The following is a 26,278-nucleotide window of genomic DNA, read 5'->3' as shown; positions in this document are numbered from 1 at the left end:
GGAGAGATAACGTGTCAATACCTACAGATATTGCCTCATTACAAATTATGGCACAAGTTTATAAGAAGGAAAGTATGCAAACTATTTTTGAGAAAACAGTGGAAAGCTTAGTCGAGCAAGTTCTGTACATTGATTGGGCCGGAATCTATATTTACGAGCAGCTCGATCATAAGCTTGTCGCCGCTTCGTCCTTTGAAGATGATTTAAAATGGGAATGTAACGGAGAACTAAAATTCCCTATAACCAATTCGTCTGATGAGGAAATCGGCATGCTCATCGTAAGAAGTCGCCAGCCAATCGCATTTGATGTAACAGATGTTAGTACGCTTGAGACCATCGCTACAGCAATCGGTCAAGAAAGCTTTGCCAATTAAATAAGAAAAAGGGCACTGAAAAAGTTTGGGTTTTAATTTTTTTCGTGCCCTTAAAAGCGTTATGCGAAGCCGTTAATAGAATTAAATATTAATGAAAATGGTTTTGTGTGTATCGAGCGTAAACGACAGCTTTTGCGAAACTACTTGCAAAGTACCAACAAAAGTAATCCTCATTCCTCTAATTCAGAGAAAAATCGCATTCTAAAATGAAAATGTAATTCTCATTCCGCTATTTTGGCTTTTATGACTCCTTTTGAACTCATTTAGCTCAAATAGAGGAATGAGGAACCGTATAGAGGAGCACGTGATTTGCGATCCCTTTCGGTTTTTCCAAAATTATCGGAATGACGACCGATATAATAATTAGAATCCGATGCTCTTTTTCTTTGACTCTCCTTAGCTTCTTCAAGGAAACGGTAATGTCTCAAGCTGCTTCTGCAGCATGAGATCATCCAAGCTTTTAAAGACATACCCTTGTTCCCTTAGGTCATCAATGACTCGTGGTAATGCTTTAGCATTGTCGCTTGAAACGGAATGGATGAGCATAATTGCCCCTGGATGGATTCGTTTCATAATTTGTTCATAGGCATAATCTTCCCCCTTTTGCTTGTCAATCTCCCAATCTTTATAGGCCACCGACCAGAATACGTTTGTATAGCCCAACTTTTGCGAAAGTGTGAGAGAACGTTCACTAAACTCTCCTCTAGGCGGACGTAAATAGTGCATCTCCTTGACGCCTGTTAGCTCCGTAAACCGTTCCTTTACGTTATTCAATTCATTAAAAAGTCGTCCATCGCCAACCTTTGGTAAGCTTGGGTGATACCAAGAATGGTTTCCAACAATGTGCCCCTCCTCAGCCATTCTAATGACAAGATCTGAAGCATCCTCTAAATAATGCCCCGTCACAAAAAAGGCTGCTGGTACTTGTTTTTCCTTCAATACATCTAATATGACCTCGGTATACCCATTTTCGTAGCCGTTATCAAACGTTAAATACAACTCTTTCTGACTCGTATCACCGATAAAAAAACCACCTGTTTGTTCAAGCAACTCTATGTAATGAGTCTCTGTTGTTACAGGTTTTTGATCCTTTTCTGGTTTATAACTCCAATTGTAGATCGTCTCTTCATAGGCAAAAGCATATGGAGTGAGAACACAAATGAACAGAAAACTAAGCACGATAACGAACAATCTCTTTTCCATGCTTTCAACTCCTTTTTTCTTTTATAGTGCCATTCCTGCTCATTCTTTATGTATTAAAGCTGAGACTAGACAAAGCGTTCCACTCAAAAGAAGAACCATTAAAATTACTCCTCAGACAGCACACTCTAATAGTCGGTTCATCATTCCTCTATTCTCTCTATTTCACATCATTACGGTTTCTCATTTCTCTATTTATGCCTTAATTCCTTATTCTGGTCTTATTTTGCTCTTATAACAAAAAAGAAATGCCCCATCAGGAGCACCTCTTATTCAACCTATACTTATCGTTAAAACACTCGCTCTTTAAACTGTTCAAGCTTCTCTAATGACGTCTTATCGACATCAGCATGTAAGCTGTTTCCATGTGAATCCATTGTGACAATCGCTGCAAAGCCTTCTACTTCAAGGTGCCACATTGCTTCTGGAATACCAAATTCCATTAGGTCAACACCTTTTACTTCCTTAATACAGTCTGCATAGTATTGTGCTGCACCGCCGATCGCATTTAAATAAACGCCTCCATGCTCTCCAAGTGCCTTCAACGTTTTTGGTCCCATACCACCTTTTCCGATAACCGCACGGATACCAAATTTTTTCATAATATCTCCTTGGTACGGTTCTTCACGAATACTTGTCGTCGGACCTGCCGCCTTAACGTGCCAGTTTTCCTCGTCGTCCTTCATCATAACTGGACCACAATGATAAATAATTTGTCCATTAAGATCAATTGGCGCGTCATGTTCCATTAGATGATGATGAATCGCATCTCTTCCTGTGTGCATCATGCCATTAATAACAACGACATCTCCTACTTTCAGCTCACGAATTTGTTCCTCAGTAATAGGTGCTTCTAGTACGACCTCACGAACCTCATCCGTCGCTTCTGCTACAGCAACTTCTTTTGACGCTTGTTCCAAATCAACCGTTTCGTCATCCTTATACAACCAATCAACAATATCGCCTGATTGTTGATCTAACACAACACCTAACCGGCGATACGCCCAGCAATTGTATGCTACCGATACGAAGAAGCTTGCTGGTAAACGATTCATCGCACCGATCTTACAGCCTAACAGCGTCGCTTCTCCACCAAAGCCCATCGTTCCAATACCAAGCTTGTTGGCATTATCTAACACATATTCTTCTAGCTTGCGTAAATCTTCATTTTCATTCACGTCATCGACTGTACGGAACAACTGCTCCTTTGCCAATGAGTAGCTTGTCGTACGATCTCCTCCGATACCGACTCCAATAAATCCTGCACTACAGCCTTGTCCTTGCGCTTGATAGACCGAGTGCATAATACATTTACGAATACCATCTAAATCACGACCGGCACGACCTAATCCTTCTAATTCTTGTGGCAAGCTGTATTGAACATTTTTGTTCTCACAGCCACCACCTTTAAGAATAAGGCGAACATCAATAACTTCCTTTTCCCATTGCTCAAAATGAATAACAGGCGTACCACCACCAAGGTTATTACCACTATTTTTTCCTGTTAATGAATCGACTGAATTCGGTCGTAGCTTCCCGTCAGCTGTCGCCTGTTCAATCGCTGCATAGATTGCTTTTTTCATTTCAATTTGATTGACACCTACAGGTACTTTAACCTCAAATGTAGGCATCCCCGTATCCTGACAAATCGGTGAGATGTTCTCATCCGCCATACTAATATTATCTGTTATCGTTTTCAAAGAAAGTGCAGCACGAGTTCCCGCATTCTCTTTTGCCTTTGCTGCTACAATCGCACGTCGCACATCATTTGGTAGATTTGTAGACGTTTCCACAATTAGCTTATACATACTCTCCTGAAGCTTCTCCATACCCATCATCAGATCTCCCTTTCCATCTATAAAGTTCTTACTATCCTCTATTATAAAGCGAGAAGCCTATGAAAGAAAAGAAAAAGGAATAGACATGAGGACATTGAAAACATTCACTTTTCAATGTCCTTCATATTCCCCAGCTCTCTTACAAAAGCCCCTTACCACTTGTTTCATTCATGAGCAGGTGATCGGTTTTGTTCGTATAATGAATAAGAGGTGAATACTTTCCTTCTCGCCATTCAATACTTGTCACACTCGTATTCGACAATTGAAATGGACGCTTATGCTTCGGCCATTGATCACCAACAATAATATACATTAAAAAGATACTTAGAAATCCGCCATGTGAGACAACCGCAACATGTTCATTCATATGCTTCTTGAGCATCTCTGAGAGAAAGTGGCGACATCGATCTGTAATCGACTGAGCTGATTCTGTCCCTTCGATTCCTGATAAAATAATTGACGTCTCAATAACATCGGGATACTTCTCATAAATCTCGGTCCGCGTTAAATTTTGTAATGGACCTAAATGAATTTCACGAACATCTTGAGCTTTCACTGGTTTCACATCGATATGATTAGAAATGAGCGATGCTGTATCCCACGCTCGAATTAAGTCACTACTATACAAATGAGCAATGTGCTTTTCTTTTATATAGCGTCCAACCAACTCCGCTTGCTTTCGTCCGTTGACCGTTAAATGGTATTCTTCCTGACCTTGGATTCTTCCTAAAGAATTCCCCTCTGATTCACCATGTCGAATCAAGTACAGCTTCATCTATTTATTCTCCTTTTTGTTGCCAGCCTTTGCGAAATTGCTTACACTTTTCTTCAATATCATCTAACATTGCAAGCACGCGATCAATTTCCTTCACACCTGCCTCTTCTGGATCAATCTCATCTAATACATGTAAAACCGTGTGAAGTCTCTCGTGCAACTCGTCCATTTGCTTTCCTTCTTGTTTCATGCTTTCTCTCCTCTATTCGCTCAAATTCTTTTAAATTGTAACAAACATAGACTCTTGAAACAATCACCCTTTGTCTACCACTCGTCATATCTCTTGTTTTACGTTATGATTAGAGTGGAAAGGAGCACGATGGTAGTGATACATACGAAACAAGCGATTACGCCTAACCATGATCCGTGGGAGGCGTATGAAGATATAAAAGAATACGGCAAAATGGCCTTAACAAACATTGAATTTACAACAACAACCTTATGCAATATGCGCTGTGAGCATTGTGCTGTTGGTTATACATTGCAGACGAAGGATCCCGATCCACTTCCTTTAAATTTGTTAATTAAAAGGCTTGATGAGATTCCAACGCTTCGCTCCATTAGCATAACAGGTGGAGAGCCGATGCTTTCGATGAAATCGGTCGATCAATATGTCGTACCACTTCTCAAATATGCACATGAACGTGGAATTCGTACGCAAATCAATTCGAATTTAACCCTTGATTTAAAACGATATAAAAAGATCATTCCTTATTTAGACGTTCTGCATATATCCTATAATTATGGGAGTGTTGATGATTTTGCTTCAATTGGCTTTGCTGTCATGGAACGCAAGCCAACCTTTGAGCAACGAGAGAATCTTTATAATCGAATGATTGAAAATGCAAAAGCACTAACAAGTGAAGGCGTACTCGTCTCAGCGGAAACGATGATTAATAAACGAACACTCCCTCACCTTGAAAAAATCCATGAGAAAATCGTTGAAATGGGCTGTCAACGTCATGAAGTTCACCCTATGTACCCAAGTGACTTTGCAAGTGCATTAGAGGTCGCTTCTCTTGATGATATTCGCGCTGGTATTCATCGCTTACTTGACACACGTCATGAAGACGTCTGGATGTTATTCGGTACGTTACCGTTTTATCCATGTAATGAGCAGGAGCAAGATCTACACCTTTTAAAGAGACTTTATGATGCAAGGAATGTCACGGTGCGAAATGACCCAGATGGTCGTTCACGTTTAAATGTGAATATTTTTGATGGAAGTGTGATCGTTACTGACTTCGGTGATGAAGGGCCGTCCCTTGGGAACATCCAGCATACACGTCTGCAAGATTCTTACGACACATGGCTTAAATCAGCACTTGCACAATCGCTCCACTGTCATTGCCCTGCCGTACAATGTCTTGGTCCGAATACGCTCGTTAAGGATGCTTATTATCCATCGGTTGATTTTCAAACACGCAAATCAAACATCCAGTAAAACATTCTATTTACTGGATGTTCACCTCCATGGCTATATTCGCAACGCGTCTTCCTCGAAAAACAACATTACCGTGGCTTACTAGAAGAAATAAATGTAAACGAAAGATGATCTTGAACAGGAATCCATGATCCGACACCTTGCTGAGTTACATTTTTCACTTCGAGTTTTCTTTTCCCACCTTTAAACGTTAAATACACCTCACCATAAGTTACTTTCCCTTTTTCATGAATCGCCGGAACATGACTATACAAATATCCAACCTGCTTAGCAGGAACATTATACTCATTTTGCTTTCTCGTCCCTTGTCCAATGACCGTTTCAAACGCAAGTGGTAAATTCGTTACCTCTGCTGCATGAATCATCATCATTTTTTTTACAGCATCACTATTCGGTATTTTTGCGGTTAAACCACCCGTAAACTTCTTCTGCTGCTCCTGGTAATAGGATAGTTTCTTTGAACTGTTCCCACCACGATTATCGACAAAGTTCGTATTTATTTTCTGATGCTGCCAATTCACTTCAGTACTATCAGATTGATACGATAAAGGCCATTCACCTAAATAAATCGATGCTCGAAAGCCAATTGCTAATTTTGAATACTGGATCGTCGATTCATTTAATAATTTGACTAAATCAGGATTCTCAATTGTAATGTCCGTTGTACCCATTAATTCCTCGGCAAGCTCACTCGGCTGCAAATAAGGTAAATCTTGTGTAGGGTTCGTATACGTATTTTCCTTACCGATTTTTATGACGGTATCAGGAACATCAAAGTTGTTTTCTTTCTCTTTCGTCTTGTCGTCTTCTGATTCAGCTAACATATGAATCGGAGACACGATAACAGACAATATAACAATGAACAATATGAGTACACGTTTCATCGTACACTCCTCCTTCAATCTAAACTCTTTTGTGAGTAGTTTGAACAGAGGAAAAAGATATTATCCATCAAAAGGCCAGTAAAAAAGTATGACTCCTCCTTTTTCACTGACCTTATCGTCAATTATGCCTTTTTTCCATTTCATCCCATTTGATTTTCTTCTCAACCCTTGGATAAAACCATTGAATCAACGGTCCAATTAAAACGGTAACTAAGATCGTTCCTAATCCAATCGGTCCGCCAACGAAATAGGCAATCGCTAATGCAAGAACTTCTGTAACTGTTTTGGCAATTAAAAAGTTCACCTTTAGCAAACCTTTAATCGCAAACATCAATCCATCAACCGGAATACGGGCAAACTTAGCTTGTAAATAGATGGAGGCGCCAAAGGCAATAATGACAATACCTAAACATAGAACAATGAGCTGTAATAGAAAAGTTGCAAAAAAAGTATTAGAAAAAATATACAACAACCAAAAATCGATAAAATATCCTAAAACGAAAATCGTAACAATTGAAAATAATTCAGGCTTTGATTTTGTAAGTAAAGCATTTAGAAAAATTAATGCAACACCAATAAAAATAACCCAATTGCCGACAGTATATGTCGTCATATTTGCTAAACCAACATTTAAAGCATCCCAAGCGCCCGTGCCTAATCCAGATATAATCGTTAACGATATTCCAAATGAAACGATAAATAACCCACCGACATAGCTTAGAATTCTTATTGTAAAAGCATTCATCGTTATAACTTCTCCTTATTTCTTGTCGTATCCTTCGATGTCCGTTCAGCAATGTCTTCACTAATCTTTCGCCAATTTCCGTGGAAATAATAGCCGATTGCAAAAAAACTACTCACAATAAAACTAACTCCCATTCCAACCGCAATCCCATTCTCACCTAAAAAGTGCGAAAACAATGCTGTTAATGGGTATCTAAGCAGCCAGAATGAAATGATATTTAGCATTAATATAGGAAACATTGCACCCGCAGCACGTGCGACCCCATTTAAAACAAAATTAATGCCTAAAAAAGGGTAGAAGAACGCGATCGTCTGAACGTACATCGTACCAAAATCAACCGTTTGCTCGTCCTGGATAAACATTTGAATAAGTGGCCTCGCACTAACAAAGACAATCAAACTAATTATAAATGAGACGACAACAATTAATCCTACAGCTTTTTTCGCTATTTCATCTACTCGTTTCCACAGTCTAGCACCGATATTTTGCCCTGCCATACTATTAACAGCTGAACCTAACGTTAATGCAGGTAGCATAATATAGCTATCTAAGCGTTGAGCAGCACCAAATCCAGCAACAACATCTTCTCCATAGCTCGTGACGACACTCATAATCGCTAAAATCCCTGCTGAAATAGTCATCATCGAAAGTCCAGCAGGTAAACCCATTTTAAACAACACGATGAAGTAATTACGATCCGGCCATGTTGGCACTTGAAACGGAATACCCGCTTTCTTTATTGAAAACCATAGACCATAGACAAAAGCTGTTCCCTGCGCGACAATTGTCGCATAAGCAGCTCCATCAATTCCTAAATTAAGCACATGAATAAACAATGGATCAAGTGCGGCATTTAATAACACAGCGATGAAAATAAAACGGACAGGTGTACGACTATCTCCCATCGCTCTTAGAACAGTACCAATAAAATTATAGCCAAATAAAAATAAAATACCGACAAAGTTAATCTGTAAATAAGATTGGGCTAGTGGAAGGACAGGCTCAGGTGTCCCGAGCAATCGTAAAATCGCCCCAGAAAAAAAGAAGCCAATAAATCCTAATAATACTGTTAATGTCCCAAGAACAAAGACAAACGCATTTAAGGACTCCTTCAGTCCTTTCTCATCTTTTGCCCCTTTACGCTGACTTATAACCGTTAATGTCGCACCATTTAATCCAATAATAAAGCTTAAAATCGTAAAGATCACCGTTGCTGAAATCGTAATCGCAGCTAACGCATTAGCCCCTAACAAGTTTCCAACCCAGATGGAATCAATTAATTGATAGGAGGATTGTAAACCATTGCTCAAAAAAATCGGCCATGAAAAGATAATCATCTTCTTTAAGATGGGTCCCTGTGTAAAATCGAGCTGCTCTGCTTTCATGTTCTTTCCTTCTTCCCCAATTCGGGATCAATTTACATCTGCTTGAAGCTTTCCGTCACTTGAATGCTGCCTTTCACCGATTGAACGATTGGACAATTTTTCTTCGCAACTTCCAATGACTTCTCTATTTGCTGATCACTTGCAGAACTTCCTACTATATTAAAATGTAGATGAATATCTGTCACTTCATTTGCACCTGCTTCATTCCTTGTCACATCCGCTTGAATCGTGATATCGTCATATGTAATCCGTTTCTTCTCAAGAACCTTCCGCAATACTCCACCGCTACAAACTGCAACAGATGACACTAGTAGCTGAAACGGTCGAAATCCAAATTCCTCATTTCCAGAAACATCTAATGTCCCAAATTTAAATTCACCTTGAAATCCATTCTCTTTCATTTTAAATTCCATCATTCCACATCCTTTTCTTTCAATTCTTCAGTCTAGTCTAACATACGATGGCTTAAGAAGTGACATCCTAAATAAGAAAAATGCGATAGCGTCTTTTCTTAAAAGCGTTGTGTGAAGTCAACGCCACCTGCAAATTCACCTACATCTCCTCGATTCTTTCCTCACTTACTTATTCGACATTTATACATTCTAATTCTACAAAAAAAGGTGGCCAACGTAATGTGGCCACCTTTTTTCACCTAATTCAGCGATCATTTATATATTATTCAATGAACAATTTGGGGTCGAAACGATTTTTATCTTTTGGAGACACCTCATCTCATTCATGTTAAGAAACAATCTTGAAAATCTTGTTATCCTCCAACGTAATCACCTCATTAAGAATTGACTACAAAATCAGTTACTATCCTATTGTGCCTTTGAACAATGATGATCGTGAACATTTGGTGAGTGAGTAACAGCTTTTGCTGTGCCTCGACTATTATCATGTCCGTTTTCCATGTAACTATACAGACTTTTTTAAGCGATCAGAAACTCGCTCAGTGGCCTTTTATAGAAAAGAATCGCTTTTCTTAAAACATCATCATTTTGCGAATTTCATACGTTCTTCCCTCTTCAAAAACGATTTGAGAGCTTGTCCCCTATGACAAACGCTTGAACATTATTCTTTCAATTTCTTCACTTCTTGTGCAACACCCTTAGTCGCTTGAATCACGTCTTCTGAGCTCTCTTTAATATGAGATACTGTTTCAGACATCGTTTTCAGATCGGTGGAAATTCCTCTTATAGCCTCAGAAATTTCATTAGAAACTTGCTTCATCTGTGTCGTAATTTCCTCACGATGATCACGAATAAAGCGGACGGCTTCTGATACACTTTCTGTTGCATGCTTACACTCCGAAGCGATCTTCGTTCTCCACTCCTTCTTTGTAAGGACAAGGCCAACAGCTACAGCGCCACCAATCCATAAGCCTTTGCATAATGAACCATATTTCTTCTTTTTCGTCAATTCGGTCTTTACTTGTTCACTCATCATCCCATCCTCCTTCACAAGTCTTTCTTTTATTGTACCAATAAGCTTGAGAAAATGAAAAGAAAGGGATGCACGAATTCACAGTGCATCCCTTCATATCGATCAAACCTTAATTATATGCTTGTGTGAGGAAATCATCTGTTTCAACAGATTCAAAGCCTTCATATTCAGCACTTTTTAACTCGTTTAACTCGTTTGCTAAGCGCTCTAACTCTTTTTGCATATCCTCGATCATTCGCTTTTGAGAAACCGTCATATGACCTCGCTCCTTTTATCGTTGTTTTCCCCTGATTGAGCACTCGCTCAGTTTTATAATAAAAAAAAGAAATTCATTACTTTTAAAGTTAAAAATATTCTAACAATAATTCAGTGATTTGTAAATAGTTATAGCTCATTTATTTGCTGAATTAAATTTTTTTCATATTGTTGTCTCTCTATCAACTCGTTGAGACGCTCCACAACAACATGATCGGTTGCCTGATTCGATAATGCATGCAGCTTTTGCTGACGTTGTTGATCTGACTGCTTTTGTTCCGCTACGCCATCGTGATACGAATCAGGCCTATTAAATGGCAATTGGTCGACAGACGGCTCTTGACCTGTCAAATAAGAATATACCCATCTGATCCGATTATAATACAGCCTCCTGCTCGTTAACAGACGTCTCCATATTTGCCGCTCTTCGCGATCAATAGCGATAACAGATAAATAATCGATTCTCAATACGTCTGAGCTTTCGTATTGTAGGATGCTTAACAAATCACGAGGGTTTATTTCACGAGCATATAACATATAACTCAACGTTACCACCTCTACATGACTACTCTTATTGAGGTTGTTGAAAAGGGATTTTTCCCCTTTTTTAATTAACCTCGAGGCAATGGATGTAGTCGCTACATCTTTTAAAAGAAGCCTTGTGGCGAGAAAAGCACTCACCACAAGACGCGTAGCAAGCGGAGCCATTGCCATATTTTTTGGTGCTTTTTGAACAGGCTTTTACAAACATAAATCAACTTTTCAAAAGATTATAATAATTCAATCATTAAACTGTTATTATCTGCTATAATGGTTGTATTACTAAAGAAAAGGTGATGTTTTATGCGTAAACATTCAACATCGTTTCAAGACCTCGTTCAACAAAACAAAAAACAATTACTCGAAGACCCGAAAGCTCTAGATGAAATTGAAAAACGACTAGAAGACAGACAAATGAAAGCAAGCCTCCACCACGTACAAGACGACCCTGACCAAAAAGAAAACGAATGACCATATTCACATGCTAAAAACCGCTCAGACCAATCATGCTGGTCTATTTTTTTGTGCGGGCTTCATTCAAGAAGAAAGCCCGCATGATTACCACCATTCTATGCTTTACGTTCATATATATGCACGTTCACCATTAAGCTCCTATTAAAACCTTTTCATTCCTTTGTTAACGTCATAAATTCATCTATATCTGCTAAAACGACATCTATAGCCTCCTGCCAAAAGTCAGGCTTAGTCAAGTCAACATCGAGATGCTTCCGAGCTAACTCCTCAACACTCATTCGTGCAGTATCCACTAACAAGGCAATATAGCTTTCCTCGTAAGAGCTGCCCACCTCCTGCGCCTTCTTATACAACCCGAGACTAAATAAATAACCAAATGTATAAGGGAAATTATAAAAAGGGACACCGGTTATATGGAAATGCAATTTAGATGCCCAAAAAGTCGGTGAGTAAGTTGAAAGTTGCTGCCCATATGCCTCCTGTTGTGCAGTGATCATTAAATCATTTAATTGCTCAGCCGAAAGCATACCTTCTTTTCTTCGTTCATAAAAGCGAGTTTCAAATAAAAAACGAGCATGAATGTTCATGAAAAAGGCGATAGCTCGAGAAATTTTATTATCCAATAGCGAAATTCTCATTTCTTTCGTGTCTGCTTCCTCCACTAATGCATCTGCAACAATAGCTTCAGCAAATGTCGAGGCCGTTTCAGCAACATTCATCGCATACCGTTGTGCTAATGGCTCCTTCTCCTTCAAACAATGCGCGTGAAACGCATGGCCCAATTCATGGGCTAACGTCGCCACGTTAGACATCGAGCCGTCATACGTCATAAAAATTCGTGATTGCTTTGACAGAGGAAACGTTGTACAAAACCCCCCTGGTCGTTTATGCGAACGGTTCTCAGCCTCCACCCAACCATCTCGCAAAGCCCCTTCAGCGAACACCGCTAGCTTCTGACTAAAACGTTTAAAGTGGCTAATAATTAATTTACATGCCTGCTCGTAAGGAATCCTCTGATCACGCTTATTTGGCAATGGTGCATTCACATCATAAATAGCCATTTTTTTTATTCCTAATAACGTTGCTTTTCGATCCATAAAAGGATAAAGCATTTGTTTATTTTTCTTAATCGTATCCCACATCGCACTCAACGTTTCGTCCTTCATTCGATTCATTTCAAGTGGTTCCTTTAAAACAGAAGACCAGCCTCTCGCTTTATACAACTGGGTACGGAAGCCAGCCAAATGATTTAAAGTGGCCGCAAACAGTCCAGCCTCTTCTCCCCAAGCTTTCTCCGATAAATGGAATGCTCGTTCACGAACTTGACGGTCTGCATCGTGGAGCAAATTTTGTAATTGTCCTGCTGATAGAAATTTTTCTTGGCCATCCTCTACAAATGGTATTTTCATTCGACCGACTGCCTGTTGATACACCTTTCCCCATGCATGGTAGCCATCAATAGCCAATTGTGCTGCTAGCTTCTCTTCAGCTGGTGGAAGCTTTTCCTTCGCACTCTTCCTTCTTTCCAATAGGTGGAAGGATATTTCTTTCATCTTCTTCTTTACTAATAATTGCTCCCACTCTGTTTCAGACAGCAGTGTTAATTCAACGTCAATCATCCCCCAAATCGTTTGCAATGCTGTCGACTGTTCCGTCATTTTCCCCTGCCATAAGGCTGCTTTTTCATCCTTAACATTTTGAGCAGTTAAACAACTGACAAACGCACTCGCCTCTCTTACACGTTGCATCCCTTGTTGAGTGTCAACAATAATTGATTCGAGCTCTTCTACCGTTCTTATTCCCGATTGCAATCGTCCTTCCAGCTCATTGAAAAAATCATCCGTTCCCTCGACAAATTGCTTAAATTCACTTGATGTACTACCTCCCTTAAAGATAGAAGAAAGCTCCCATACGTCTGGATAATTCATACAACTCCCCTTTCCTAATTTGAGGCACCTTAAAAGTTAATAACCAAGCTTTTTCAGCGACCCTTTATTTTACTAGTAGTCTATTTCAATATCGTTCATTCTATCACCTTCACAACGAGGAATGATACGTACAAAGTCCGATCCTCATATACTAATTAACAAGATTACGGAGGAATTAGATGGAAAATAATAGATGTATCAAATGCGGACATACCGAAAACAAAGGGGAAATAACTACAACTGGAACAGCTGTCTAAAATGTTAGACATTTCAACATAACATCGTTGTATATTGCACAAACTGTGGCTACTCAGAGCTCTATAATAGTGAAATGTCTAGCACATCAAATGTCATTGATCTTTCTTGGATAAACCAGCTCAGCATGTTTTAAAAGCCTCACGTAAAAAACAGTGTCTTCAGTCCATTACACTAAAGACATTGTTCCACTGAAAAAGGATAGATCAACGTATTTAAGTACTTTGATTTGACTAGTAATAGCTTCACTTGTTGCTCTCTTCATACGAGAAACCCAATCGTATGAAGCCTTTCAAAACAGGCAACGATTTCGCGCATAACTTAAAGGACACCAAAAAAGTTAAAAACCAAACTTTTTCAGTGCCCTTGCTCCATCTATATCCAGTTAGCCATTAAGCATGCCAACATATGGTGAAATGTCCACATCTAGACGATCTGCTAAGTTTTGTCCTAACTGTTCATCCGCACGATAAAAATTACAAATTGCGATTAACCGAGTTCGCTCCTCTACTTGTGAAAGCTCCGAAACTACGTTAGTCACAAGGATATCCTGCTGCTCCTTCGTGTACTTTCGGTAAATATCCCTTGCTTGCTTGAAGTCCTCCTCTTTCGCTATTTGTTGACTAGCAAGCTGCTTCATTAACGGATACCCCTCTAGCACTACAGAGCCTTTCTTATCACCATTTAATTGATTACTCATGACGAAATCCCCCTTATACCTTCATTTCAACTAGTTCATCACTCTCGACATAAACCTACATAAAAACGAATTATTTATAATTATTATCATTTGATTATATTTATCATTATATATAACCTATTTTTAACTGTCAACTTTTATTTAAAATAGTTATAATTAGGGGGGATCTTTTTAAAGAACTCAATCATGCATCTATCATTGCTTAACAAACCGGCTCAGCTCCCTTTCTAACACCTGTAATCTATTCTCAATTAGAAATCCATAAACTACTTAATTAAGAATAAACGCTTTATTTCACAAAATTTCTTAATAGAGATAATAGGACCGAGCCTTGCTTATAGCGAAATGGAATATCAAAGTTTGTGGCCTGCTTCAGCAAACTCTTTTTCGTCGTAAAGGTTAAAAAGCTATCATAGCCGTGGTAAGCTCCGATTCCACTTTCACCTTTACCACCAAAAGGTAAGTGTGGTGTAGCTAAATGCATAATTGTATCATTGATACAGCCTCCACCAAATGGAATTTGTTGCGTAATCATCTCCTGGAATTCCTTCGTTTCTGAGAAGACATATAGAGCTAATGGATTAGGATTACGATTGGCCTTTTCCATACAGTCCTCAGTTGTAGTGTATGAAAATATCGGTAATATAGGACCGAATATCTCTTCTTGCATAATAGACGCATCCCATGCCACATTCGTTAAAATCGTTGGCGATAATAGATCATTTTCAACATCAACTTCTCCACCTACTACGATTTCACCATCTTCCAAGAAGGATACTAACCGTTTCAAGTGACGCTCACTCACGATTTTTGGATAACGCTTCTGTCGTACACGTTTTGAAAATAGCTTCTTCGTATGCTTTTTTAAAAGCGGTAGAAAGGAATCCATCACCTCTTCATGCACGAGGACATAATCAGGTGCTACACACGTTTGACCTGCATTCAAAAACTTGCCCCAGGCAATCCTCTTAGCAGCCAAATCTAGCTTCGCACTTCGGTCGACAATGGCCGGACTTTTCCCACCAAGCTCAAGTGTTACCGGAGTTACATGCTCAGCTGCAGCCTTCATCACAATCTTGCCTACCTTTGTACTTCCAGTGAAGAAAATATGGTCAAAGCGCTGTTCTAACAAAGCTCGACTCACCTCGACATCTCCTTCAATCACCGTCACATATTCATCATCAAAATACGTTCTAATCATTTCAGCAATGACTTTTGAAGTATGTGGGGTTAATTCTGACGGTTTGATAATTGCGCAATTTCCTCCGGCAATCGCTCCAATTAAAGGTGCAATTGCTAAATGAAATGGATAATTCCAAGGGGCAATAATCAAGCAAAGTCCATGAGGTTCATAATAGACGATACTTTTCGAACCTTTGTGCGTAATCGGTGTCTTGACCTTTTTAGGCTGCATCCATTTTGATAAATGAGTAAGGATATGTGTTATTTCTTGGTAAACCGGGGCAAATTCCGTTAAGAATGCTTCTTCTTTCGGCTTATTTAAGTCAAGCAATAGCGCATCTAACAACTGTTCCTCATATTCCTTTATCGCTTCCTTTAATTGTTTTAACTGATTTAATCGAAATGTTAAAGAGCGTGTACTTCCATTCATGTAATATGCTTTTTGCCTATTAATGACCGTTTCCATAGCTATCTCTTCACTCCCGTCTATATTAACTCTTTCTACCATAATCAGCTTTAATTTCTCCCCACTTCTCGGTGTGCCATTTCTTAATTTCATTCTCATACTGATTCGTTTGTAGCCAATGTTCGGCACGGTCCATCAATGACCAAATGTATTCAGTATGTAGATTTCTTTCTAATGTCGACTTTGCTTTCTTTTGCTTCACCCATTTAATCGCCGTCAAAGAATCCGAATAAATGGTTTTATGACTTCCTTGCTTATGTAAATAAGCGAGACCATGAACAATCGCCAAAAATTCACCCATATTATTTGTCCCTATTTTTATTTCATCATGGGCAAAGAGAATTTCCCCTGTTTTCGTATCGACTCCTTTATATTCAACGATACCCGGGTTCCCACGACAACCAACATCAACGGAGATACTATCCCATTCAATTTCACCATCGTCACATTGTGCTGTCTTCTTCTGCGCCTGTTCACCTTTCAGTGCTCGCTCCGCTTCTTCTCTAGTTGGGTAAGATTTGAATTTAGCACCGACATACCCTTTCACCTGTGCTTCACATTCCATCCACGACGTAAAAATCCCCGTCTTACGCCCTTTCCAAACGACATAAAATTTCTTTTTAGCCAATTTAACACCTCATGAATAAGATTTGTTGTTAATGAAATAGTAACAATGAAATAACGAATTGACAAAGAAAGGAGCATATACTCATGAAAAAGCGCAACCCACAAAAAGAAAAAGCCTTAACGAATAATAAAACACCGAAAGAATCACTTTTAAACGAGGAAGTAGCAAGCGAAATGGTCGATAACGGATCAAACAAAGCGAACAAGAAAAATCGTTAAGCTTCAAATGTTGCACTAATAGATGAACGTTGCTTTATTTTACGTATATCATCGCCTCTTTTGTCCAATAATGGTTCTAAAAAGAGGTGATGAGCATGAATATAAGTATTAATCGTAAGCGTACTGTTCAAGAGGCTGGAGATTTAATTAGCACGAAAGACAATCACCTTTATGCCATCATTGAAGATAAAGGTGAACGTTTTCCTTATCACTTAGTCTGCTTGAAAACCTTCACCATTGTTGAAAGCTATGACTCCGTCCCAACGAATAAAGAAATTGAAGAAGATACCGGAGAAAAAATCAACGGCATTTACGATCATACCGATTCTCACATTAGCGTGTCATAAGAAAAACGCGACAGCGTCTTTTCTTACTACAAATCCGCCTACATTTTCCTCAATTATTCCCTCACTTACTTCTGCGACATTTATCATTTTTTAGCGGGCGTATGTAACCGTTACAATGAGTTTGAGCACAACTGAAAGTGGGGTTCTTTCATACTATCACGTATGAGCCGACTATATCTGTAAACCTTAACCATATCTTCTTAAGCGAGAACAACACGTAAAGCTACCAAGCCCCACGTGTTGTACTTTGTCTATTTCGCTTCTGCCTCTTGCTCTTCAAACCATTCATCTAACACCTTTGCATCCAAGACTCTAGCCTCAACAAAGGCAATTTGCTTGTCAATAAATAAAGGCTGCCATTTGATCTTGAGATCCTTCGCCATACCAACAAGCGTTAATAGCTCTTGCCATGCCACATAGCGCTTATACCAAAAGAATTGAGGCTGTTCTGTTATATATGGGTAGAGATCATCAAACTCAGTGTGCTTACAATCAACCGTTCTCTCAAACTGTCGTTTTGCCGCTTGAAGGCGTTGTTCAAAATAAGAATGTAATTGTTCTTGCTCCATGTTTATGATACCCTCCCATTTTCAAAATAGTTATTCTCTATATATCTATCATACCACGATCATCATCATGACAAAAGGATGACGATTAGCACGGATCTATATACTGTTACCAATATGTCCATCATTCGAGATCACTGGATAAGTTTAGGCTAAGTATTTATCCAGTGGTCTCCATTATTCACCTTTTCCATACACACTTACTAAAAATAGACAACATACAATGATTGACGCTTTCATGCAATCTCGCTATGATAGAATGAGTGTCAATTGTACGAATAAAAAGACTTACAAAGAAAATCTTAATAAGATGGGAGGTTAGTCATGCTCTCCGTCAAAAAATCATTAAATAACAATGTCCTCGTAGCCACAGATTCTAAATATGGAGAAGTCGTTCTTATCGGTAAAGGGATTGGCTTTGGTAAAAAAAGTGGTGAGACGGTATCAGAGGAAGAAGCAGAGAAATTTTTTATTTTAAAAGAAGCAAAAGAACAAGAGCAGTATAAACAGCTACTTGATTATGTTGATGAAGGTTTTATCGGTTTAATGGATGATATGATTCATTTAATCGAAAAGCGCTTCTCCATCAAGCTCCATGAACATATCCATATCGCCTTAACCGATCACTTATTCTATGCAGTGAAGCGTGTTAAGCAAGGTCTTGATATTTCAAATCCCTTTCTTACAGAAACGGAGCTCGCTTATCCGAAGGAATATGCGGTTGCAAGTGAATTAATCGAATATTTGAATGAGTCACTCAACATTCACATTCCACGTGGAGAAATTGGCTTTGTTACTTTGCATATTCATAGCGCCTTGTCGAACCGTTCACTATCTGAAGTCAATAAGCATACACGATTAATTGGTGAGTTAGTCCAAATTATCGAAAATGTCTTATCGATTTCGATTGATCGTCAAGACATTAATTATTTACGATTAGTACGTCATCTTCATCATGTCATTGAACGAATCGAAAAGGAAAATTACATCGATAATCAAGAATCTTTAAAAAGAGTGTTGCAAGAAGAATATCCAATATGCTACAATCTTTCTTGGAAATTGATGAAGATTATGCAGCAAACATTGCACCGCGATGTCCCTGATGCTGAAGCTGTTTACTTAACATTACATCTTCAGCGTCTAGCTAAAAAATAATGTCATTTTTTACTATTCTTTTTACCGTGTGACTGGTCATGCAGGCATGAGAGAAAAGAGAGTAATTCACAATGATTAGGAGACAATAATGTTATCCTATATCATTTGTGATACCTCTTTTCACTCATGTCTTTTTTGTGTTGTGTCGTCTTCATCAAACTATTTATTAAGGAGGAAATTATATGTTTAAGAAGTCTTTTGGCGTATTACAGCGTGTAGGTAAAGCACTTATGCTTCCAGTAGCGCTTTTACCAGCTGCAGGGATTCTGCTTGCATTTGGTGATGCCTTGCAAAACCCTGATATTACATCTGCGATCCCTGCACTTGAAGCAACTTGGGTTGTCATGCTAGCAAGCATCATGCAAAGTGCTGGTTCCATCGTTTTTGATAACCTTCCGCTTTTATTCGCTGTTGGGGTAGCGATTGGTTTATCAAATGGAGACGGTGTTGCTGGACTTGCTGCCATTATCGGTTACTTGATTATTAACGTAACGATGGGTGTTATGGGTGGTATTCATGCAGACATGATTAATGCTGAAAACCCACAATATAGTTTAATTCTCGGTATTCCTACTTTAGGAACAGGAGTATTCGGTGGGGTTATTGCCGGTCTACTAGGCTCCTATATGTATAACAAATTTTTCAACATTGAGCTACCACCGTACCTTGGATTCTTTGCCGGTAAGCGCTTTGTTCCAATTGCAACAGCGTTTTTCGCCCTTTTCGTTGGGGTTCTCTTACATTTCGTTTGGCCTTCTGTGCAAACAGGAATGAACGCGATCTCTTACTTAATGGTCGATTCCAATCGTACGATAGCTGCTTTTATTTTCGGAGTGATTGAACGTGCATTAATTCCATTCGGGTTACATCACATTTTCTATTCACCATTCTGGTTTGAATTTGGTCAATATACAAATGCAGCTGGTCAGCTAATACGTGGAGATCAACAAATTTTCTTTAATCAAATTCGTGATGGTGCAGAGTTAACGGCTGGTACATTTATGACTGGTAAGTTTCCATTTATGATGTTCGGTCTGCCAGCAGCAGCACTTGCGATCTATCATTGCGCACGTCCTGAGAAGAAGAAGGTCGTAGCTGGTATTATGATTTCTGCAGCCTTAACGTCTTTCTTAACAGGGATTACAGAGCCACTTGAATTCAGTTTCTTATTCGTTGCTCCATTATTATTTGCGATTCATACGATTTTCGCAGGTTTATCCTTTATGGTTATGCACATGCTTGACGTAAAAATTGGAATGACCTTCTCAGGTGGGGTTATTGACTTCTTACTTTATGGTGTCTTACCTGGTCGTACAGACTGGTGGCTTGTTATTCCAGTTGGTTTAATATTTGCAGTTATTTATTACTTCGGCTTCCGCTTTGCCATTAAGAAGTTTAACTTAATGACACCAGGACGTGAAGACGATGAAGAAAGTGAAGAAAAGCCATCAAGCTCTACTTCAGAACTACCATATGAAGTATTAAAAGCACTAGGCGGAAAAGAGAATTTAACAAACTTAGACGCTTGTATTACTCGTCTACGCGTTAGCGTTGATGATGTCAATAAAGTGGAGAAAGATACATTAAAGAAACTCGGTGCATCCGGTGTGATGCAAATGGGTAACAACATTCAAGCGATCTTTGGTCCTCGTTCTGATCAAATTAAATCACAAATGCAAAATATTATTAGTGGACGTACACCTGCTCCTGAAGAGGAACAACCTGTTGAAGAAAAGATACAAGAAACAACACCTACTACAAATGGGGAGCTGTCGTTCCATGCACCTATTGCTGGGGATGTTTTACCGATTACAGAAGTTCCTGATCAAGTGTTCTCAGGTAAAATGATGGGAGACGGCTTTGCCATTGTACCATCAGAAGGCTTAGTCGTTTCACCTGTGAACGGTAAAATTATTAATTTCTTCCCAACGAAGCATGCTATTGGTATTTTAGCTGATTCAGGTCAAGAAATCTTAATTCATGTTGGTCTTGATACAGTGAACTTGAAGGGTGAGGGCTTTGATGCGCTCGTTTCAGAAGGTGACACGATTACACAAGGGCAAGAGCTTCTAAAATTCGACCTTGGTTACATTGGGGAACATGCAACTTCTACGATCACACCGATTGTTTTCACGAATTTAGCTGAAGGACAATCCGTTAATGTGCTCGCAGGAAAAAGTGTGAGTCGTAATGACAGTGACATCATTAAAATTAAATAACTATATAAGAAAAAGCAAGGGCGTAAACTTCCTTGCTTTTTCTTAGTATATTATTTATATAAGGAAGGGACTCGACTTGTAAACACTGGAACATCCTGTCGAATGCGCTGAACATCTTCCACGTTTAATGAGGCTAACAACGTCTCTTCCCATTCAACTGAACCGCTAATGATGACTTCTCCCCACGGGTTAATTACTTGAGATTGTCCAGCAAATTCCTCCCCATCATATGCACCGACACGATTTGAACTAACGACATACAATTGATTTTCAATCGCTCTTGCTTTGAGTAGCGTATTCCAATGCTGCTCTCTAGCTAAAGGCCATTCTGCAACAACAACAAGCATTTCCGCCCCCTCCAAGGCCAAAGACCTTGTGAGCTCCGGGAATCGCAGATCATAACAAATGATCAATCCTATTTTTCGTCCCTCTAATTCAAATACTTCTGCCTTGTTATGCCCACCGGTTAAATAATCGTCTTCCTTTAACATCGGCACTAAATGAATCTTATCATATTGGTATACTAACTCCCCTTGACGATTATAGACGAGAGCTCGGTTGTAAAAGTGACCTTTTTCTTTTACAACGATTGATCCTGCTATAACATTCACTTCATATTTTTGAGCTAATCCAGCTAGAAAGAACTCCATTTCATCGTTGTTTTCATCAATTAATTGCTGAAGTTGTGGAAGTGTATACGCAGTGGTCCACATTTCTGGTAAAACAAGCAGATCCACTGAATCTTCTTTACAAACCTCTTCTGCCCAGTTCGCTACTTTTTGACGATTTTGTTCAATCTCACCCGCAATAATATCCATCTGATAAATCGCAACCTTCATCTCCGTTCGCCTACCTTATACTAATATGTGTATGTTTATTTTATCATAATACTATTCATTAAAAGACTAAAGAAAAACGAGGGACTGAAAAAGTTGCTTTTACTTTTTCAGCACCCTCACTGTTAACCCCTTTCTAAGTCCAAATTCTGTACTTTCCTCTCTCGAACCTTTAATAAAAATTGAAAAGCAAAATAAACTACGAAGAAATTACCGAAAATTTGAGAGTTCATAACCCAACTCGAAACCCCTCCAGAAAATAGGTTTGAAATAAAGAAACTCGAACCATTATTTTCACCATATAACGTTAAAAATTGAAACGGAAAGCCGTACGAATACATGTATTTAACTGTATGGAGATGCTCTGGAGACCTATCTGGAATGACTAGTATGAATAGAATGATTACACTGATCGAAACCCAAACCGCTCTACTATCTATATATCCCTTACCCCATCCTCTTTTTTTATATAGAATATATATGAAAATAAGAGCAAATATAAACGAAGTCCATAAGTATTTTTCAGCGTCAATACCAATAAGTGAATAAACAAAGAATGTAACAATGCTTAAAACTGTGCCGCCAACAAAAAGCAATAAGATAAATCGCATTAATTCTAACCCTATTTTCATTTTTCTCCTCCTTACCGATTAGAGGGTACAATAAAGTATACTTAGTTTACCCAGTAACATCCTAACTTTTAAAAATTGGAATTAAATCCCCTAATTAATTCTTTAACTATAACACAAATTGGCTATTTACGAATAATTTTCTATAACCCCAATAGCACCCAAGCCGCTTCATACAGCGTTGGGTGCTCTCCTATTTATCTTAAACCGTTTTCTTCTTCCATACTCCTAGCATGAGAGCTGTAACAAATGCTCCTACTAGAATTGCAAACAAGTAAGCAAGCGGACTTCCATAAACAAGGGGAATAACAAATGCTCCACCGTGCGGCGCCGGTAAACCGATTCCGAATAAGGCTGTTAATCCACCAGCTACAGCAGAACCGACGATAATCGAAGGAATCACTCTTCCTGGATCGGCAGCGGCAAACGGAATTGCTCCTTCTGTAATAAACGATAATCCTAATACGTAATTTGTCTTACCACCTTCACGCTCTTGCTTCGTAAATTTATTTTTAAAGAAAGTCGTCGCTAAGGCAATCCCAAGTGGCGGAACCATTCCACCAGCCATAACAGCTGCGTGCGGTCCAAAGTTCCCAGCATCAATCATCGCAATTCCAAATGTGAACGCAGCTTTATTAATTGGTCCTCCCATATCAATCGCCATCATGCCACCTAAAATAATTCCGAGAATGATCATGTTCGACGTTCCCATACCTGACAACCACGATTCTAAACCACTATTAAAGTCTGCTAACGGACTAACGATCACTAACATCGCCATACCTGTCAAAAAGATATTGAGAACCGGAAATAGTAATACGGTTTTAATTCCTTCTAAAAATTGCGGTAACCCTTCTAACAAACGCTTCATAAATAAAGCGACATATCCTGCTAAGAAACCGGCAATTAAACCACCTAAGAACCCAGCTCCACCTGTTGCAGCAATCAATCCACCTACCATACCCGCAGCAAAACCTGGACGGTCAGCAATACTCATCGCAATAAAAGCCGCAAGTACAGGAATCATCAGACCGAATGCATTGCCACCACCGATCGTCATGAGCATATCAGCAAAGGCATTGTAGCTCGGGTGATCCGGATCACTCGCCTCAATCCCGATAATAAATGAGATCGCGATTAGAATACCACCACCGACAACAAACGGAAGCATATTTGATACACCATTCATTAAATGCTTATAGAAACCGCGGCGCTCACCCGACCCTTCATTTGCTTGACTGCCACGTTCTGCACTTTCATACAGAGGCACTGCTTCTGATAACGCTTTCATGATTAACTCATTAGGCTTACGGATGCCATCTGTCACTCCTGTTTGAATAACTGGTTTACCACTGAATCGAGCCATATCTACTTTCGTATCAGCCGCAACAATAATGGCGTCAGCCGCTGCAATCTCATCATCTGTCAGACGATTTTTCACTCCGCCTGATCCATTCGTTTCAACCTTAATCGTCACTCCCTGCTTTTTTGCTTCTGCCTTCAAAGCATCAGCAGCCATATACGTATGCGCAATGCCTGTTGGACAGCCTGTTACCGCTAATAGCTGGAAGTCAGAGCTTGAAGACGGATTCTTTTCTGATTTCAATTGCTCCTCTTCCTTTTCATCAATGGCCTTTACAATTTCGGCCTCTGAGGTTGCTGCAAGAAGCTTGTTGCGAAACTCTTCATCCATTAAATAGGTCGACAACCGTGATAATGTATCTAAATGTGATTGAGTCGCATTTTCCGATGCTGCAATCATGAAGAATAAGTGAGTCGGCTGTCCGTCTAACGATTCATAGTTTAATCCATCTGACGAACGCCCAAACGCAATGGCTGGTGTTTGAACACCGGCACTTTTCGCGTGAGGAATCGCGATCCCATCACCAATTCCCGTCGTACTTTGATCTTCTCTTTCCCAAATCGCTTTCTTGTACTGTGAAGGATCATTTAACCGTCCAGCAGAGTCAAGCTTTCTCACTAGCTCATCAATCGCTGAAGACTTATCAGTTGCTTTCATGTTTAACACAATCGTATCTTTTTTCAACAGCTCTGAAATTCTCATTTTACTCATCCCCCCATTTTGTAATAAACACTTCTTTTGTTAATGTCTCAACAGCTTCTCTTTGGCAAAAGCCTTGCGAGAATGCTGTCGCACTCCCTGAAGCAACGGCAAATGCAAAGACCTTTTCAATTTGCTGTCCTTCACTTAAAGCAGTCAGAAAACCTGCCACGACTGAATCACCTGCACCAACGGAATTAACGACCTCCCCAGTCGGAACGTTCGCCATATAAATCGCATCATCCGTCCCTAAAAGCGCCCCATCCCCAGCAAATGACACAAGCACAAACTGAATGCCTTTACTTAAAAGCTCTCTCACATAGGGGATTGCCTCTTCTTTTGTTGAAATCGTCGTTGAAAATAACTCAGCTAATTCATAATGATTTGGTTTAATAAACGTTGGCTTTTTTTCAATGACAGAATGCAACGCTGCTCCACTCGTATCCACAAAGACTTGTACATCTTTACCATCTATTCTCGTTAACAACCGCTCATAGATTGATGATGGCATCGTTTCAGGAACACTACCCGCTAACACGAGTGAATCTCCATCTTGTAATAGGCCAAGCTTTTTTTCTAAATCATTCAATTCGTTCTCCGTTATTTGGGGAGAAACACCATTAATTTCTGTTTCCATATTACTTTGAATTTTCATATTAATTCTCGTATCTGCGTTGATCGCTGTGAACTCTGTGACAATTCCATCACGCTCAAGCTGCTCTTGCACGAAGCGACCTGTAAATCCACCGATCAATCCGTGCGCCACACTTGTGTGTCCTAAGTTTTTTAATACTTTTGAAATATTAATGCCTTTTCCTCCAGCCACTTTAAGATCAGCTTTTGCACGATTAACGTGACCAAGCTCAAATTGTTCTAATCGAACAAAATGGTCAATCGCTGGATTTAACGTAACGGTCCTAATCATAATGTCACCACCTCTAATGCTGTTTGAGCTTTTAATTCATGATAGTAAGTGTCATCGATTTGCTCGCTCGTTACAATCATCACGTTTTGAATATGAGCGAATGTCGAGAAGGAAACTTCACCGAACTTTGAATGATCAGCTAGAATAATTGCTTGCTGTGCTCGCTCTATGACGTATTCCTTAATAAACGCTTCCTCAGGATCTGGTGTCGTACACTCACCTTTTAAGCTAACACCATTCACACCGATAAACGCTTTATCAAATTGGAACATTTCCAAATTCTTTATTGCACTTCTGCCTATGAATGCACTCGTCCCAGACTTCACATAACCGCCGATGACATGTGTCTTAATGCCTACCTCAAGTAGTGCTGCAATATTCATTAAGCCATTTGTCACAACAACGACGTCTTTTCCCTTTAAGAAAGGAATCATTTCGAGCGTACTCGTACCTGCATCTAAGTAGATGCAATCACCCTCTGCTACAAATGATGCCGCTTTTTTCGCAATTTGTCTTTTTTCATGACTGTTTTTGGCTGTTTTCTCTTCCATTGTTGGCTCAACTAGCTTATTTTGAGGTAATGTAGCACCTCCATGTAATCGCTTTAATTTACCTGCTCGTTCAAGCTCCATTAAATCACGACGGACAGTAGACTCTGAAGCTCCTGTTACATCCATAATCTCTTGAATTTTCACTGTTTCCTCTTCTTGTACCATCGCAATAATCTTCTTTTGACGCTCGATCACTAACATGATCATCACCTCTTATATGTAATAGTATACAGTCAAAACCACTCAAAATC

The 26,278-nt window shown here is 39.3% G+C and carries 29 protein-coding genes; 8 read left to right on the top strand and 21 right to left on the bottom strand.

Annotation, left to right across the window (positions count from 1 at the left end; all coding sequences use genetic code 11):
- The first annotated feature begins 11 nt into the window (after window positions 1–11).
- The gene (locus MW695_RS13895; RefSeq protein WP_247105956.1) at window positions 12–374 is read left to right on the top strand and encodes a GAF domain-containing protein; all 363 of its coding nucleotides are present in this window, start codon (window positions 12–14) and stop codon (window positions 372–374) included.
- Between the two features lie 405 nt (window positions 375–779).
- On the opposite strand, the gene pdaA is transcribed toward MW695_RS13895, so the two are convergent.
- The 4 genes from pdaA to MW695_RS13875 form a co-directional block, all read right to left on the bottom strand.
- Entirely contained in the window at window positions 780–1,577 is a 798-nt protein-coding gene (gene pdaA, locus MW695_RS13890) for a delta-lactam-biosynthetic de-N-acetylase (RefSeq protein WP_247105955.1), read from the bottom strand.
- Between the two features lie 287 nt (window positions 1,578–1,864).
- Window positions 1,865–3,403, bottom strand: coding sequence for a fumarate hydratase (locus tag MW695_RS13885; protein ID WP_247106013.1), 1,539 nt, complete (start codon window positions 3,401–3,403; stop codon window positions 1,865–1,867).
- A gap of 148 nt (window positions 3,404–3,551) precedes the next feature.
- Window positions 3,552–4,187, bottom strand: coding sequence for a histidine phosphatase family protein (locus MW695_RS13880; RefSeq protein WP_247105954.1), 636 nt, complete (start codon window positions 4,185–4,187; stop codon window positions 3,552–3,554).
- A gap of 4 nt (window positions 4,188–4,191) precedes the next feature.
- Window positions 4,192–4,377, bottom strand: a complete 186-nt coding sequence (locus tag MW695_RS13875) for an SE1561 family protein (RefSeq protein ID WP_247105953.1) — start codon at window positions 4,375–4,377, stop codon at window positions 4,192–4,194.
- A gap of 135 nt (window positions 4,378–4,512) precedes the next feature.
- Between MW695_RS13875 and yfkAB the strand changes: the two genes are divergently transcribed.
- The gene (yfkAB, locus tag MW695_RS13870) at window positions 4,513–5,631 is read left to right on the top strand and encodes a radical SAM/CxCxxxxC motif protein YfkAB (protein WP_373646972.1); all 1,119 of its coding nucleotides are present in this window, start codon (window positions 4,513–4,515) and stop codon (window positions 5,629–5,631) included.
- 68 nt (window positions 5,632–5,699) lie between these two features.
- Here yfkAB and MW695_RS13865 read toward each other — a convergent pair whose 3' ends face one another.
- The 7 genes from MW695_RS13865 to MW695_RS13835 all read right to left on the bottom strand — a co-directional run bounded on the left by MW695_RS13865 (window position 5,700) and on the right by MW695_RS13835 (window position 10,892).
- Window positions 5,700–6,515, bottom strand: a complete 816-nt coding sequence (locus MW695_RS13865; RefSeq protein ID WP_247105952.1) for a YfkD famly protein — start codon at window positions 6,513–6,515, stop codon at window positions 5,700–5,702.
- A 118-nt stretch (window positions 6,516–6,633) separates the two neighbouring features.
- Window positions 6,634–7,260 carry a YczE/YyaS/YitT family protein gene (locus MW695_RS13860; protein ID WP_247105951.1) on the bottom strand — a complete coding sequence of 209 codons (627 nt, stop codon included), beginning with the start codon at window positions 7,258–7,260 and terminating at the stop codon, window positions 6,634–6,636.
- A 2-nt stretch (window positions 7,261–7,262) separates the two neighbouring features.
- Window positions 7,263–8,645 carry an MATE family efflux transporter gene (locus tag MW695_RS13855; RefSeq protein WP_247105950.1) on the bottom strand — a complete coding sequence of 461 codons (1,383 nt, stop codon included), beginning with the start codon at window positions 8,643–8,645 and terminating at the stop codon, window positions 7,263–7,265.
- Window positions 8,646–8,677: 32 nt separating this feature from the next.
- Window positions 8,678–9,058, bottom strand: coding sequence for an OsmC family protein (locus tag MW695_RS13850; protein WP_247105949.1), 381 nt, complete (start codon window positions 9,056–9,058; stop codon window positions 8,678–8,680).
- 661 nt (window positions 9,059–9,719) lie between these two features.
- Entirely contained in the window at window positions 9,720–10,091 is a 372-nt protein-coding gene (locus MW695_RS13845) for a hypothetical protein (RefSeq protein WP_247105948.1), read from the bottom strand.
- Window positions 10,092–10,200: 109 nt separating this feature from the next.
- Window positions 10,201–10,347: a hypothetical protein gene (locus MW695_RS13840; protein ID WP_162831724.1), complete on the bottom strand. Its 147-nt coding sequence runs from the start codon at window positions 10,345–10,347 to the stop codon at window positions 10,201–10,203.
- Window positions 10,348–10,475: 128 nt separating this feature from the next.
- Complete coding sequence (locus MW695_RS13835; RefSeq protein WP_247105947.1) at window positions 10,476–10,892, bottom strand: hypothetical protein; 417 nt, start codon at window positions 10,890–10,892, stop codon at window positions 10,476–10,478.
- Between the two features lie 297 nt (window positions 10,893–11,189).
- Here MW695_RS13835 and MW695_RS13830 point away from each other — a divergent pair, with 297 nt between their 5' ends.
- Window positions 11,190–11,357: an FbpB family small basic protein gene (locus MW695_RS13830; RefSeq protein WP_247105946.1), complete on the top strand. Its 168-nt coding sequence runs from the start codon at window positions 11,190–11,192 to the stop codon at window positions 11,355–11,357.
- A gap of 155 nt (window positions 11,358–11,512) precedes the next feature.
- Here MW695_RS13830 and MW695_RS13825 read toward each other — a convergent pair whose 3' ends face one another.
- Entirely contained in the window at window positions 11,513–13,288 is a 1,776-nt protein-coding gene (locus MW695_RS13825; protein WP_247105945.1) for a M3 family oligoendopeptidase, read from the bottom strand.
- A gap of 280 nt (window positions 13,289–13,568) precedes the next feature.
- Here MW695_RS13825 and MW695_RS23220 point away from each other — a divergent pair, with 280 nt between their 5' ends.
- The gene (locus tag MW695_RS23220) at window positions 13,569–13,679 is read left to right on the top strand and encodes a zinc ribbon domain-containing protein (RefSeq protein WP_483299858.1); all 111 of its coding nucleotides are present in this window, start codon (window positions 13,569–13,571) and stop codon (window positions 13,677–13,679) included.
- A gap of 249 nt (window positions 13,680–13,928) precedes the next feature.
- On the opposite strand, the gene MW695_RS13815 is transcribed toward MW695_RS23220, so the two are convergent.
- The 3 genes from MW695_RS13815 to rnhA all read right to left on the bottom strand — a co-directional run bounded on the left by MW695_RS13815 (window position 13,929) and on the right by rnhA (window position 16,519).
- Window positions 13,929–14,243 carry a catalase-related domain-containing protein gene (locus tag MW695_RS13815; RefSeq protein WP_247105944.1) on the bottom strand — a complete coding sequence of 105 codons (315 nt, stop codon included), beginning with the start codon at window positions 14,241–14,243 and terminating at the stop codon, window positions 13,929–13,931.
- A 289-nt stretch (window positions 14,244–14,532) separates the two neighbouring features.
- Complete coding sequence (locus tag MW695_RS13810) at window positions 14,533–15,984, bottom strand: aldehyde dehydrogenase (RefSeq protein ID WP_306421181.1); 1,452 nt, start codon at window positions 15,982–15,984, stop codon at window positions 14,533–14,535.
- Window positions 15,917–16,519: a ribonuclease H gene (gene rnhA, locus MW695_RS13805; RefSeq protein WP_247105943.1), complete on the bottom strand. Its 603-nt coding sequence runs from the start codon at window positions 16,517–16,519 to the stop codon at window positions 15,917–15,919. The genes MW695_RS13810 and rnhA overlap by 68 nt, the downstream gene beginning before the upstream one ends.
- Window positions 16,520–16,602: 83 nt before the next feature.
- Between rnhA and MW695_RS22710 the strand changes: the two genes are divergently transcribed.
- Both MW695_RS22710 and MW695_RS13800 read left to right on the top strand, forming a co-directional pair.
- Window positions 16,603–16,737 carry a hypothetical protein gene (locus MW695_RS22710; protein ID WP_260505913.1) on the top strand — a complete coding sequence of 45 codons (135 nt, stop codon included), beginning with the start codon at window positions 16,603–16,605 and terminating at the stop codon, window positions 16,735–16,737.
- A gap of 95 nt (window positions 16,738–16,832) precedes the next feature.
- On the top strand, window positions 16,833–17,084 hold the full coding sequence (locus tag MW695_RS13800; RefSeq protein WP_247105942.1) for a hypothetical protein: 252 nt from the start codon (window positions 16,833–16,835) through the stop codon (window positions 17,082–17,084).
- Between the two features lie 251 nt (window positions 17,085–17,335).
- Here the strand turns inward: MW695_RS13800 and MW695_RS13795 are convergent, their stop codons facing one another.
- Complete coding sequence (locus MW695_RS13795; RefSeq protein WP_247105941.1) at window positions 17,336–17,653, bottom strand: hypothetical protein; 318 nt, start codon at window positions 17,651–17,653, stop codon at window positions 17,336–17,338.
- A gap of 321 nt (window positions 17,654–17,974) precedes the next feature.
- On the opposite strand from MW695_RS13795, the gene glcT reads away from it, so the two are divergent.
- Entirely contained in the window at window positions 17,975–18,805 is an 831-nt protein-coding gene (gene glcT, locus MW695_RS13790; protein WP_247105940.1) for a glucose PTS transporter transcription antiterminator GlcT, read from the top strand.
- Between the two features lie 182 nt (window positions 18,806–18,987).
- Window positions 18,988–21,024: a glucose-specific PTS transporter subunit IIBC gene (gene ptsG, locus MW695_RS13785; protein WP_247105939.1), complete on the top strand. Its 2,037-nt coding sequence runs from the start codon at window positions 18,988–18,990 to the stop codon at window positions 21,022–21,024.
- A 50-nt stretch (window positions 21,025–21,074) separates the two neighbouring features.
- Here the strand turns inward: ptsG and MW695_RS13780 are convergent, their stop codons facing one another.
- The 5 genes from MW695_RS13780 to MW695_RS13760 all read right to left on the bottom strand — a co-directional run bounded on the left by MW695_RS13780 (window position 21,075) and on the right by MW695_RS13760 (window position 26,228).
- Entirely contained in the window at window positions 21,075–21,863 is a 789-nt protein-coding gene (locus MW695_RS13780) for a carbon-nitrogen family hydrolase (protein ID WP_247105938.1), read from the bottom strand.
- A 122-nt stretch (window positions 21,864–21,985) separates the two neighbouring features.
- Window positions 21,986–22,492, bottom strand: a complete 507-nt coding sequence (locus tag MW695_RS13775) for a hypothetical protein (protein ID WP_247105937.1) — start codon at window positions 22,490–22,492, stop codon at window positions 21,986–21,988.
- Window positions 22,493–22,691: 199 nt separating this feature from the next.
- Entirely contained in the window at window positions 22,692–24,554 is a 1,863-nt protein-coding gene (locus tag MW695_RS13770; RefSeq protein WP_247105936.1) for a PTS fructose transporter subunit IIABC, read from the bottom strand.
- Window position 24,555: 1 nt separating this feature from the next.
- Window positions 24,556–25,476, bottom strand: coding sequence for a 1-phosphofructokinase (gene pfkB / locus MW695_RS13765; protein ID WP_247105935.1), 921 nt, complete (start codon window positions 25,474–25,476; stop codon window positions 24,556–24,558).
- Complete coding sequence (locus MW695_RS13760) at window positions 25,473–26,228, bottom strand: DeoR/GlpR family DNA-binding transcription regulator (protein WP_247105934.1); 756 nt, start codon at window positions 26,226–26,228, stop codon at window positions 25,473–25,475. The genes pfkB and MW695_RS13760 overlap by 4 nt, the downstream gene beginning before the upstream one ends.
- Window positions 26,229–26,278: the final 50 nt, after the last annotated feature.

The sequence above is a fragment of the Halalkalibacter sp. APA_J-10(15) genome (assembly GCF_023017105.1).
In the GTDB taxonomy this organism is placed as follows: Bacteria; Bacillota; Bacilli; order Bacillales; family Bacillaceae_D; genus Halalkalibacter.
This window is presented reverse-complemented; position numbering and strand designations above follow the sequence as displayed.

Excerpts from the sequence above, each read along its gene's own strand:
- pdaA (WP_247105955.1), bottom strand. The coding sequence starts at position 1,577 with ATGGAAAAGAGATTGTTCGTTATCGTGCTTAGTTTTCTGTTCATTTGT.
- MW695_RS13885 (WP_247106013.1), bottom strand. The coding sequence starts at position 3,403 with ATGGAGAAGCTTCAGGAGAGTATGTATAAGCTAATTGTGGAAACGTCT.
- MW695_RS13880 (WP_247105954.1), bottom strand. The coding sequence starts at position 4,187 with ATGAAGCTGTACTTGATTCGACATGGTGAATCAGAGGGGAATTCTTTA.
- MW695_RS13875 (WP_247105953.1), bottom strand. The coding sequence starts at position 4,377 with ATGAAACAAGAAGGAAAGCAAATGGACGAGTTGCACGAGAGACTTCAC.
- MW695_RS13865 (WP_247105952.1), bottom strand. The coding sequence starts at position 6,515 with ATGAAACGTGTACTCATATTGTTCATTGTTATATTGTCTGTTATCGTG.
- MW695_RS13860 (WP_247105951.1), bottom strand. The coding sequence starts at position 7,260 with ATGAATGCTTTTACAATAAGAATTCTAAGCTATGTCGGTGGGTTATTT.
- MW695_RS13855 (WP_247105950.1), bottom strand. The coding sequence starts at position 8,645 with ATGAAAGCAGAGCAGCTCGATTTTACACAGGGACCCATCTTAAAGAAG.
- MW695_RS13850 (WP_247105949.1), bottom strand. The coding sequence starts at position 9,058 with ATGGAATTTAAAATGAAAGAGAATGGATTTCAAGGTGAATTTAAATTT.
- MW695_RS13845 (WP_247105948.1), bottom strand. The coding sequence starts at position 10,091 with ATGAGTGAACAAGTAAAGACCGAATTGACGAAAAAGAAGAAATATGGT.
- MW695_RS13840 (WP_162831724.1), bottom strand. The coding sequence starts at position 10,347 with ATGACGGTTTCTCAAAAGCGAATGATCGAGGATATGCAAAAAGAGTTA.
- MW695_RS13830 (WP_247105946.1), top strand. The coding sequence starts at position 11,190 with ATGCGTAAACATTCAACATCGTTTCAAGACCTCGTTCAACAAAACAAA.
- MW695_RS13825 (WP_247105945.1), bottom strand. The coding sequence starts at position 13,288 with ATGAATTATCCAGACGTATGGGAGCTTTCTTCTATCTTTAAGGGAGGT.
- MW695_RS13815 (WP_247105944.1), bottom strand. The coding sequence starts at position 14,243 with ATGAGTAATCAATTAAATGGTGATAAGAAAGGCTCTGTAGTGCTAGAG.
- MW695_RS13810 (WP_306421181.1), bottom strand. The coding sequence starts at position 15,984 with ATGAAATTAAGAAATGGCACACCGAGAAGTGGGGAGAAATTAAAGCTG.
- MW695_RS22710 (WP_260505913.1), top strand. The coding sequence starts at position 16,603 with ATGAAAAAGCGCAACCCACAAAAAGAAAAAGCCTTAACGAATAATAAA.
- MW695_RS13800 (WP_247105942.1), top strand. The coding sequence starts at position 16,833 with ATGAATATAAGTATTAATCGTAAGCGTACTGTTCAAGAGGCTGGAGAT.
- MW695_RS13795 (WP_247105941.1), bottom strand. The coding sequence starts at position 17,653 with ATGGAGCAAGAACAATTACATTCTTATTTTGAACAACGCCTTCAAGCG.
- glcT (WP_247105940.1), top strand. The coding sequence starts at position 17,975 with ATGCTCTCCGTCAAAAAATCATTAAATAACAATGTCCTCGTAGCCACA.
- ptsG (WP_247105939.1), top strand. The coding sequence starts at position 18,988 with ATGTTTAAGAAGTCTTTTGGCGTATTACAGCGTGTAGGTAAAGCACTT.
- MW695_RS13780 (WP_247105938.1), bottom strand. The coding sequence starts at position 21,863 with ATGAAGGTTGCGATTTATCAGATGGATATTATTGCGGGTGAGATTGAA.
- MW695_RS13775 (WP_247105937.1), bottom strand. The coding sequence starts at position 22,492 with ATGAAAATAGGGTTAGAATTAATGCGATTTATCTTATTGCTTTTTGTT.
- MW695_RS13770 (WP_247105936.1), bottom strand. The coding sequence starts at position 24,554 with ATGAGAATTTCAGAGCTGTTGAAAAAAGATACGATTGTGTTAAACATG.
- pfkB (WP_247105935.1), bottom strand. The coding sequence starts at position 25,476 with ATGATTAGGACCGTTACGTTAAATCCAGCGATTGACCATTTTGTTCGA.
- MW695_RS13760 (WP_247105934.1), bottom strand. The coding sequence starts at position 26,228 with ATGTTAGTGATCGAGCGTCAAAAGAAGATTATTGCGATGGTACAAGAA.